11 protein-coding genes are annotated in these 9458 nt (G+C 31.8%); all 11 read left to right on the forward strand.

The window, feature by feature from the left end; translation table 11 throughout:
* The first annotated feature begins 138 nt into the window (after window positions 1-138).
* On the forward strand, window positions 139-630 hold the full coding sequence (locus I4Q58_RS15130) for a hypothetical protein (protein ID WP_203296752.1): 492 nt from the start codon (window positions 139-141) through the stop codon (window positions 628-630).
* 168 nt (window positions 631-798) lie between these two features.
* Entirely contained in the window at window positions 799-1191 is a 393-nt protein-coding gene (locus I4Q58_RS15135; protein WP_203296753.1) for a hypothetical protein, read from the forward strand.
* Window positions 1192-1347: 156 nt separating this feature from the next.
* Window positions 1348-1743, forward strand: coding sequence for a hypothetical protein (locus I4Q58_RS15140; protein ID WP_203296754.1), 396 nt, complete (start codon window positions 1348-1350; stop codon window positions 1741-1743).
* Window positions 1744-2017: 274 nt separating this feature from the next.
* Window positions 2018-2587, forward strand: coding sequence for an SRPBCC family protein (locus I4Q58_RS15145; protein WP_203296755.1), 570 nt, complete (start codon window positions 2018-2020; stop codon window positions 2585-2587).
* Between the two features lie 2 nt (window positions 2588-2589).
* Window positions 2590-3132 (forward strand): DUF4287 domain-containing protein, encoded by a 543-nt coding sequence (locus tag I4Q58_RS15150; RefSeq protein ID WP_203296756.1) that lies wholly within the window; start codon window positions 2590-2592, stop codon window positions 3130-3132.
* 215 nt (window positions 3133-3347) lie between these two features.
* Window positions 3348-3581, forward strand: coding sequence for a DUF2798 domain-containing protein (locus tag I4Q58_RS15155; RefSeq protein ID WP_203296757.1), 234 nt, complete (start codon window positions 3348-3350; stop codon window positions 3579-3581).
* Window positions 3571-4011 carry an EVE domain-containing protein gene (locus tag I4Q58_RS15160; RefSeq protein WP_203296758.1) on the forward strand — a complete coding sequence of 147 codons (441 nt, stop codon included), beginning with the start codon at window positions 3571-3573 and terminating at the stop codon, window positions 4009-4011. The genes I4Q58_RS15155 and I4Q58_RS15160 overlap by 11 nt, the downstream gene beginning before the upstream one ends.
* On the forward strand, window positions 3995-4438 hold the full coding sequence (locus I4Q58_RS15165) for a MarR family winged helix-turn-helix transcriptional regulator (RefSeq protein ID WP_203296759.1): 444 nt from the start codon (window positions 3995-3997) through the stop codon (window positions 4436-4438). Before I4Q58_RS15160 ends, I4Q58_RS15165 begins: the two co-directional genes overlap by 17 nt.
* A gap of 175 nt (window positions 4439-4613) precedes the next feature.
* Entirely contained in the window at window positions 4614-5474 is an 861-nt protein-coding gene (locus I4Q58_RS15170; protein WP_203296760.1) for a HamA C-terminal domain-containing protein, read from the forward strand.
* Window positions 5474-7687: a DEAD/DEAH box helicase gene (locus I4Q58_RS15175; RefSeq protein ID WP_203296761.1), complete on the forward strand. Its 2214-nt coding sequence runs from the start codon at window positions 5474-5476 to the stop codon at window positions 7685-7687. Before I4Q58_RS15170 ends, I4Q58_RS15175 begins: the two co-directional genes overlap by 1 nt.
* Window positions 7688-8378: 691 nt before the next feature.
* Complete coding sequence (locus tag I4Q58_RS15180) at window positions 8379-9182, forward strand: DUF6090 family protein (RefSeq protein ID WP_203296762.1); 804 nt, start codon at window positions 8379-8381, stop codon at window positions 9180-9182.
* Window positions 9183-9458 lie beyond the last annotated feature (276 nt).

The following is a 9458-nucleotide window of genomic DNA, read 5'->3' on the forward strand; positions in this document are numbered from 1 at the left end:
ATTAAGGGTCCGTATTGTGGTAATTGAATTTTAACTAAATTTATCCAACGGGCAACGACATGTTATACAAATCCGTTAGGTGCAAGCTTTGAAGTGATTTTGACAGGAAAACAAATAGATAAAAGAAAAATCAACAGATTGATTGGAGATCCAATTGTGGTTGATTTAAAAAAGCTAAAACCGATTGGTGGACCTGGTCTTTTCCTTAAATCATTTGAGAATAAAGTAAACAATTCTGAATCGATTGAAATTGACTCGAAGTGTAATATTGAGAAAAGGCCTGATGGAATCTTGATTCATGCAAGTAAATCAAACAGACAAACTTTGATTCCAATTCCAACAGATAATGTGTTGGAAATAGAAATAATCAGGGGAAAAGAACAAATTGATCCATTTTTCCTTTCTCCGATGTGGATTCTGTTAAAAATGGGAGTTTCGGTTTTATACGCCAGATATTTTCGACTCAGAATGCACGAATACCATATTGATCAAATGGAATTGAAATTGACCACAACCGATTATGAATTTGATTTCAATGCTAATGGTTATTTATTTGAAAGGCAATTGAAATTCTTGAAAAATTTGAATTACGATAAAAAATTGAAAATTGAAAGAAAAGCCAGCACCTAACAACGTATAAAGTGCATTGTGTCGGTTGAAGGAAAATAATTGAATTTCACTTAAAAAATCAAAACTTCTTCCCTATCTGAAAAATTAGTACATTGAACCACAACACAACGACACTTTATACAAATCCGTTACCTGCAAGCTTGGTAGAAATCTCTGAAAAAAAATTCTGTGAAAATTTACAAACCAGTCTATTCAATAATTATCATAGCTATACAATTGATTCTATCCGTCATAGAATATTTTGAATTTCAAGAATGGAAAAAAGCGAATCCTGAACTTTATGATTTGAGTGATCTCAATCCTCTTTATGGAAAATTCTTTCTTTTCGTATTGACTATTGGAATTTACGAAATGTTGATTAAACCGAGTTTGAAGAAAACCTTGGTACGAATTCTCCTGATTTTTGTTGTGATCGGATACAATCTTGCGGAATTTATCCCGATTGAGGAATTTGATTTCGAAATGTATTATTTCGCTTGGTTTCTGGCAATAGTTTCTTTCGCTCTGATTATGGTTCGAATCACAAAACAATTGATTAAAAAGTTTGGAACTGATAAGTGATTCAAGCCAGCAGGTAACAACGTATAACGATGCATTGCACGGGATGGTCAATCGAATGAAAAGTATTTCAGTGAAAAGAAAAAAGCCCCAAAACTGAAAAAACTGTAACTTACAATCCGTGCAACAGCACGTTATACAAATCCGTTGGCAATAATTATGAAAATTAAAGATTATCTGATCATAATATTACTTCCAATTACAATAATTGTTGCTTTTATAATGGTGTATTTTTCGATTGGATTAGAAAGTTATAATTATATCTATCCACATATCGACACTGAATTTACAGCTGAATTTAAAAAAGAGAATTTTGACAAAATACAAGTCGGAATGACTAGATCAGAAGTCGAGATGATTTTAGGTAAATCATTCGGTTTTGATAGTTTGAATGGATATACTGATGATTTTATAAAAAAAGAATTTAAATATCTCGATTACTATTCTCATGACGGAAAATTTGAATTTGCTGATTTTGCTTGGGAATTCTACGGAATATATTATGATAAAGACACATTAGTTATAAAAAAACAAACCCGGTGGTATTATGATTGAAAATATAACTATTGCCAACAACGGCTATAGTTTATGGCGGGAGTGGTTAAACGAATTAAACTTCCTACAAATTTTCACTACCTTGTCCATCGGATAAAAAAACAAAGTGCGGCGCCAATGCCCTGCTGAATCTCACGCAGACTCGTCTGCTGCCCGCCAAAACCCAACGGGGTTTTGCTACACGGCCGATTCAGCCGCAGCAAACCGCCACAAACCATAGCCAAAACCGTTGCCCACAATTTGAGAAAACGAAATAATGAAAAAATATAGTCAAATGAAAAAAATACTAATCCTTCTCTTTTCAGTCTTTCTGACCTCAATTACATTCGGACAAGAGAAAAGAGTTGTATCTAAAATTGATTCAACAAAAACACCTGAATTAGTTCTAATCCAAGAACTAACTGTAAAAGCACCAATAGATTCTGTTTGGAATGCTTACACTACAAAAAAAGGTTGGGAAAATTGGGCTGTACCACTTGCGGAAGTTGACCTAAAAGTTGGTGGATATATCAAAACGAATTATAACGAACAAGGTAAAATTGGAGATAGCACTACAATTGTTACTCACATCATAAATTACGTACCAAAAAGACTTCTGACTTTACAAGCGGAAATAACCGATAATTTCCCTGAATTTATGAAAGATGATGCCAAAGATTTTTTCAATGTTATTTATTTTGACGAGTTAGAAAACGGAGATACTAATATTAAATCATTCGGAATTGGATATAAAAACAATCCGAAATACCTTTCATTAATGAATTATTTCATACCAGCCAATGAAAAAACCTTAATGAAACTAATCGCTTACTTGGAAACAGATGTAAATACAAAAAAAGAATAACGATGGACAAAGCACTTCAAACAATGATTGACAATATGCCTGAAAAAACAGGTAAATCCTTAAGCGAATGGAAAAAGGTGCTTAAATCAAATTCTTTTTCCAAACATTCAGAAGCCGTGAATTTTCTAAAAAAGGACTATAATGTAACTCACGGATTTGCAAATACGATAGTGGCATTATCAAAAGAAGAAAATAATTCAACAACAGACCTTGTCCAAAATCAATACATTGGAAAGGAGAATTTAGTTCCGATATACGAAAGTCTGCTAAACGTAGTTAAAGAATTTGGTAATGATGTTACAATCACACCAAAAAAGACAAGTGTAAGCATTATCAGAAAGAAACAATTTGCATTGATAAAACCTGCAACCAAAACACGAATTGATTTAGGGTTAAAACTAAAAGACAAACCGACAACTGACCGACTTGAAAATTCAGGACCTTTTGGTACGATGTGTACGCACAGAGTTAGATTATCGAATGTCAGCGAAATTGATAGCGAACTAAAAAATTGGTTGTTGGAAGCCTACCATAAGGCGGAATAAAAACTGTGGGCAACAATGTATAAAAATAATAGCGGGTTAATCGCTGAAACGTAACAAAGTAAATATAAAAAAGGTCTGTGTTTAACCGAAAAGTAAGTGCATAAAAATCCGCTACTATTCTTATACGAGACCGTTAGGTGGCATTTAAAAAAATCGTTTGTTTTTTGCATATTGTTGTCGTATATATTATATTTGCTTCAACAAAAATAAATATTATGTATTTAACAGAAAAACAAACGAAAATCATTTTTGGAATTTTAATGGCATTCTTTATGGCTTTGGCGATGTCATTTATTATGGTCTTAATCAATGTTGGAATGGTCAACGCCTTTTTTCCGATTTGGATGAAAAGCTTTGCCATTGGATTTATGGTTGCAGTGCCGACTTCAATGATTGCTGCACCTCTATCTCAAAAATTTATCAGTAAAATTTCAAAAAATGAAAAATAAAGAAACCAAATATTGGATAATCACAGCCTCGAAAGAGCACGTTAAAAAAGGAGTTCAAGGAGGTTTTGCTCAAGCCTGTCACGGAAAAGCGACACCTTTGAAAAAAATGAATAAAGGCGATTATGTAATTTACTATTCAAGCAAAGAATATTTTGACAAAAAAGATAAATGCCAAGAATTTACTGCCATTGGTCAAGTAAAGTCAAACGATATTTACCAGTTTGAAATGACACCTGAGTTTTGCCCTTCCCGAATTGACATTGACTTTTTAGAATCCAAAGACATTTCTATTCGTCCGCTGATTAACGAATTGGAATTTATTCCCAATAAACAAAAATGGGGTTATCCATTTCGTTGGGGAACATTACAAATTAACAAACGTGATTTTCAGCTTATTTCAAACTTAATGCTAAATGGACAAGAAAATTAATTTTCACTTTGAAAGACCGGAAGAAAATATAGGTTATTTACTTTGGCAAGCAACAATGCAATGGCAAAAACAAATGAACAGAGCATTAGACGAATTAAATTTGACCCATACACAATTTGTGATTATGGCAGCATTGGGTTGGCTTTTAAAAATTTCGGAAAACGTAACCCAAAAGGAAATTGCCGACCATAGTAACACCGACAGAATGATGGTTTCTAAAATACTTAGGACATTACAAAAAAACGGACTGATTGAACGCAAGGAACACGAAACTGACACAAGGGCAAAATGTGTTTTCTTAACTACAAAAGGAATTGAGACTCTACAGAAAGCCATTGATATAAAAAATAAAGCGAATGACTGTTTTTTTGATAAATTATTGGACAAACAACAATTTGGAAATGAATTAAGAAACATTACGGAATAAAAACGCCACCTAACATTGTATAAGCGTAATGCGGTCTAAAGTGCTAAATTTGAACAAATTGAATATTAACAAACATAGTGGTAAACCAAAAGTGAAGTGCTTCTAATCCCGCACTACGCTTATACTTTACCGTTGTGTGCAAGCGTTATCAAAAATTAGAACAAATTATTTATAGATGGAATGGTTAAATAAAAGAGTTGAAAATTTAATTTTCAAGTTTTCCGTAAATTTTGAAAAGGGCAAATGGAATCATTTTCCAATACATCTAAATTACTCTTCAGGAAAATATCGACAAAGCGAACTAAAGCAGATTATAAACGACTCTCTACCCCATTTTGCATTGACCCCAAGTGAATATCAAGAATATTCTAAAACAAATGATGATGGTGAAAAGTATAGAGTAGCTTGGTCAAGAATATCCAGACGAAGTAAAAGTAATAAAGGTGATTATGGAGAATTATTGCTTTATTTGATTTTAAAAGTATTTTTCAAATCAGATAAATTAGTTACAAAAGTTAAATTAAAGACTGGAAATCAAGAGGTCTATGGTTATGACTGTGCACATTTTTCAATCGAAGACAATGAACCAATTCTCTGGTTAGGAGAATCAAAATTTTATAGTAATTTTTCAGGAGGATTGAGTAATGCTTTTGAATCTCTAGAAGCTCATTGTTGTGAAAAATTTACTGTTGAAGAGTTTTCATTTTTAGAACCTCATATTGAACTCAATAAAGATTTTCCATATAGAGAAATAATACGTGACAGACTGAAAGGCATTCAGTCTTTCGATGAAGTTAAAATAAAGGTTCCCGTATTTATTACATACGATTGTAATAAAATTAAAAATCATAAAAATTCTTCTACTCCAGATTTCATAAAGGATTTCGAAGAAGAGTTTATGTCTAAATGGAAATCTATTGAAGCTAAAGAATTAGATTTAAAATCAAATTTCGAACTTATCTTCATAATTCTACCACTAGAATCTGTAGAAGAATTAAAATCTCAAATTGATCAATTAGAACAAGCAAATAGATAATGTACGATTACTACGATTCCAATGAAGTTATTTCGGTACTAGAAGAATTGAAAACCAAGAAGGCATTACCAAATGGTTCATTCAAAAAATTATTAGAAAGCACCTACTATTTTCTTCAGACGAAAAGCGAGAATAAGAATTTATATAATTTATCCTTATCCGTTATTTGCCATACCGCAGAATATTTACCTGAGGATAAATTACTAGAAGATCTACTTTTTGAATGCATCAGTGCTTCTCGAGTTTTTCTCTATCGTGATATGTTAGAATCAAAATTCCCAGAAATTTCAAATAAACCAAGTATTTATGAGAATTTCGCTAGGGCGTTCTACACCATGGATACGACCACCACACTAACTAAAGAGCAAAAAGAATTATTTAATTTCTTTCAAGAAAACAGAAGAATTGTTGTTAGTGCCCCAACTTCATTTGGAAAGTCCAGGATAATTACAGAAATAATCAATCATAACAATTATTCAAATATTGCTATTGTACTACCTACTATTGCCCTTTTATCCGAAACTTTTATCCGATTTAGAAAGGACAATTTAATTTTCCAGAAATATAATATTGTCAATACTTTACAACAGCCATTACGAGATCATCATAACTTATTAATCTTTACTCCTGAAAAGATAGATACGTTTATGGACGAAAATCCAAAATTTCCAATAGATTTCTTTGTAATGGATGAAATCTATAAAATTCAAGATGATGGTGAAAGAAGTAAAATTTTCACGAATGCTCTTTACCGATTAACCAAAAAAAAATCTGACTTTTATTTAATAGGCCCATATTTCGATAAATTCAGTGAAAAATTTCTGGAATACAATAATGCTAAATTTATAAAATTTGATGCTGAAGTTGTTCAAAAGGATTTTATAGACTTAACTGAATTCGATAAAAAAGAAAAGGTTACTGTAGGAAACGTTGAAATTAAGAATGGCGGGAAAGAAACGAATTTAAAAAATATATTAAAAGGAAGTGATGAACAGGCTTTAGTTTATGTAGGAGACAAAAGAGGAGTTGAATCCAAAGCTAAATGGATAGCAAAACATGAGGAAGACGTAAAAGATAAAAGTGGTCTTATAGCCTATCTAGAAACCACATTTTCGAAGGATTGGTCGTTAGTAGAATGTTTAAAAAAGGGAGTTGCTTTTCATCATGCTGGTATTCCTAAATTTATTCAAATTGAAATAGTAGACACTTTTAATAAAAGTAACGGTGATATTAATACAATTGTATGCAGCCCAACTTTAATTGAAGGAGTGAATACAGCCGCCAAGCAAGTGATTATTTTTGACAATGCAAAAGGAATAGACCTTCTTACAGATTTTGATGTAAAAAATATTAATGGAAGAGCAGGAAGATTTTTACAGCATTTTATTGGTCGGTCTATATCACTTATAAAATTGCCAAAAGAAGATGGTGAAAAAATAATTGAATTTTCATTTTACGACAAACCATTAGATAACGAGGACGTTATCCAAGTTAATAGAGAAGATTTAAAAGATAAAAATTTAGAGAGACGAAACGAATTAGAAGGTTATCTTCAAAGGGAAAGCGTACCATTAGCTTTGATAAAAAGTAATAAATTTATTCCCGTTTCGAGTCAAATTAACCTTATCAATCATTTTAGAAAAAACTCTTTCTTCTTTGAAGAATTTCAATTTCTAACTCAGCCAAATAAAGAACAGTTTGAAAAAATTCTGAGATTAATTCACGAATTTCTATTTGTAAAAAAATATAAGGAAGACAAAAGCTTCCTAATTAGTGATATAATTTTTAATGCAAAGGGCTATGTTTATTTCAATCTTTCCCTTAAACAAATAATTGAACAACAGAGAAGAAAGTCTATAGATGCAAAAATTAGAACTGCACTAACTTTAATAACCAGATATTTTGAATTTGCATTACCTAGATATCTAATGGTTTTTCAAAACCTTTTCAATTTTGTGTGTGAAGAAATGGATCAACCGTTAAAAAAAATTAATCTTGAATTACTGATAATTAAATTAGAATATGGGGTAACTGAGTCTCATGAAATTGCCTTAAAAGAAGCCGGACTTCCCAATATTATTGTAAAAACTATAGGTGATAAATTTAAAGGATGTAAAGATATAAATGATATACGAGCATTATATCTAGACAATCCAGAATTAATAAAATCTCTTCATCCATATGAACAACAGATATTCACAAAACATATATAACTAAAACGCCAGCACACAACAACGTATAACGACACATGTCGCTAAGTTGGTTATTCGTGTTGAAAAACCTACAAATCCAGGTTAGAAAAGCATTAATTGAAAAAGACGTAACTTTCACCAACGCGCCACGAGCGTTATACAAGACCGTTGGCGCTTATTGGGCGGATGCGCCACAGACGCAAAAAATTTGGCAGTTTCTGAACCAATTTTGAACTGAGCCAGTCTCGGTCTCGTTCAAACAGAGATCCTCACTCTGATGTAATCAAAAAACGTCTTATCTGATAAAATTGCGAGTGAAATTGATTTCTTGTCATCTCAATAAACTGTTGATTTGATTAAAATGGAACATTTCTGACTCTTGCGGTGATTGAAAAACCGAATCGTTAGCTGAAAATTGAACGGTTGAATTGATTTCTTTGGTCAGTGAAAACCTCCAAGTGATTTTTACCGAACCAGGTTTGGCTTGTGCCGGATCAAAGTTCTGGTTGCCCAACAAGAGCCAACAATGTATAACGCCCATTGCTTTGGTTGATTCCTGCTTGGAATCAACCACGCATTCGGAAAATTCTCAACATTTTCATTAAATTGCTAAGTGAAACGACGCAACAGGGCGTTATACGTTACCGTTGTGCTTCATTATTTTTAAGCGCTAACAAATTAAAAATCATATCTTTAGAGAAACCAACCTCTGATGATAAAGTTCTTTAGAAAAATTAGACAAAAAAATCTATCCGAAAGTAAGTTCGGGAAGTATTTACTTTATGCTATAGGCGAAATAATTCTAGTAGTAATAGGAATTTTAATTGCATTGTATATTAATAACACTAATGAAAAACGCAAAGAAGAGGAAGTTGAAATAAGTTACTTGAAACGATTTTTAATTGATTTGAATAAAAACGAAACATTATGGAAGGACACATATCAATTACGTAAAAATCAAGTACAGCACATACAAAACTCGATAGCTCTTAGTTTTAATAAACAGAAAGACACACTAGATTATACACATTTGGCTGGAAATATGAGATATGCCTTATCGTGGGATCAAATTAATCCAAGTCAAGATACATTTTCTGAAATGTTAAGTAGTGGTAATTTAGACATTATAAAAAATGACTCTATTAAAATTAAATTAATCGCTTTGAATAACAAATATGCTGCGATAATTAATTGGGACAAAACATCTGAAAATACTCACGAGCGTTTGATGGAACATATAGAAAAGCTTTACAACGCTAAAGATTTCGCACCACTAAGTCCTGTCTTTTCGGAATACGTAGATATAAAATTCACGAAGGAAGATTTTGAAAACGCTATCAATAATTTGGAAGAGTCATTTTCAAACATGATTTCTAACAAAATGGTTTTAAATAATTTAGACGTATTGGCTGATAACTACCATAGACAATTAGATACTTTCAAAGAATTAGAATATGACGTTTCAGAATTAATTGATTTAATCGCATTAGAGATAAAAAGCAGGACAGACTATTAAATTTTTATTTAGTGTCCCGATAAATTGACCAAAAATAACGAAAGCACAACAACGTATAACGCGTATTGTGCTGGGTTGGTTAACAGTATTTGATTTCTTACAGATTTATGTCAAAACAATCTTTAACTGAAAAATACGTAACTTCACAAGCGCACAACACGAAGCGTTATACAAAACCGTTACCCACAAATGAAGAAAATGCATCGTCCTGAAATAGGTTGACTAAAAATTAACCCTTTTAGTACTATACCTTATGAAAGACAAAAAACCACCCTG

It is taken from the genome of Luteirhabdus pelagi (assembly GCF_016827595.1).
GTDB classification, from domain to species: domain Bacteria; phylum Bacteroidota; class Bacteroidia; order Flavobacteriales; family Flavobacteriaceae; genus Luteirhabdus; species Luteirhabdus pelagi.

What these genes read in the sequence shown, in the direction of transcription:
- I4Q58_RS15150 (WP_203296756.1), top strand. Translation starts at nt 2,590, where the DNA reads ATGGACAAAGCACTTCAAACAATGATTGACAATATGCCTGAAAAAACA.
- I4Q58_RS15145 (WP_203296755.1), top strand. Translation starts at nt 2,018, where the DNA reads ATGAAAAAAATACTAATCCTTCTCTTTTCAGTCTTTCTGACCTCAATT.
- I4Q58_RS15175 (WP_203296761.1), top strand. Translation starts at nt 5,474, where the DNA reads ATGTACGATTACTACGATTCCAATGAAGTTATTTCGGTACTAGAAGAA.
- I4Q58_RS15160 (WP_203296758.1), top strand. Translation starts at nt 3,571, where the DNA reads ATGAAAAATAAAGAAACCAAATATTGGATAATCACAGCCTCGAAAGAG.
- I4Q58_RS15180 (WP_203296762.1), top strand. Translation starts at nt 8,379, where the DNA reads ATGATAAAGTTCTTTAGAAAAATTAGACAAAAAAATCTATCCGAAAGT.
- I4Q58_RS15165 (WP_203296759.1), top strand. Translation starts at nt 3,995, where the DNA reads ATGGACAAGAAAATTAATTTTCACTTTGAAAGACCGGAAGAAAATATA.
- I4Q58_RS15140 (WP_203296754.1), top strand. Translation starts at nt 1,348, where the DNA reads ATGAAAATTAAAGATTATCTGATCATAATATTACTTCCAATTACAATA.
- I4Q58_RS15155 (WP_203296757.1), top strand. Translation starts at nt 3,348, where the DNA reads ATGTATTTAACAGAAAAACAAACGAAAATCATTTTTGGAATTTTAATG.
- I4Q58_RS15170 (WP_203296760.1), top strand. Translation starts at nt 4,614, where the DNA reads ATGGAATGGTTAAATAAAAGAGTTGAAAATTTAATTTTCAAGTTTTCC.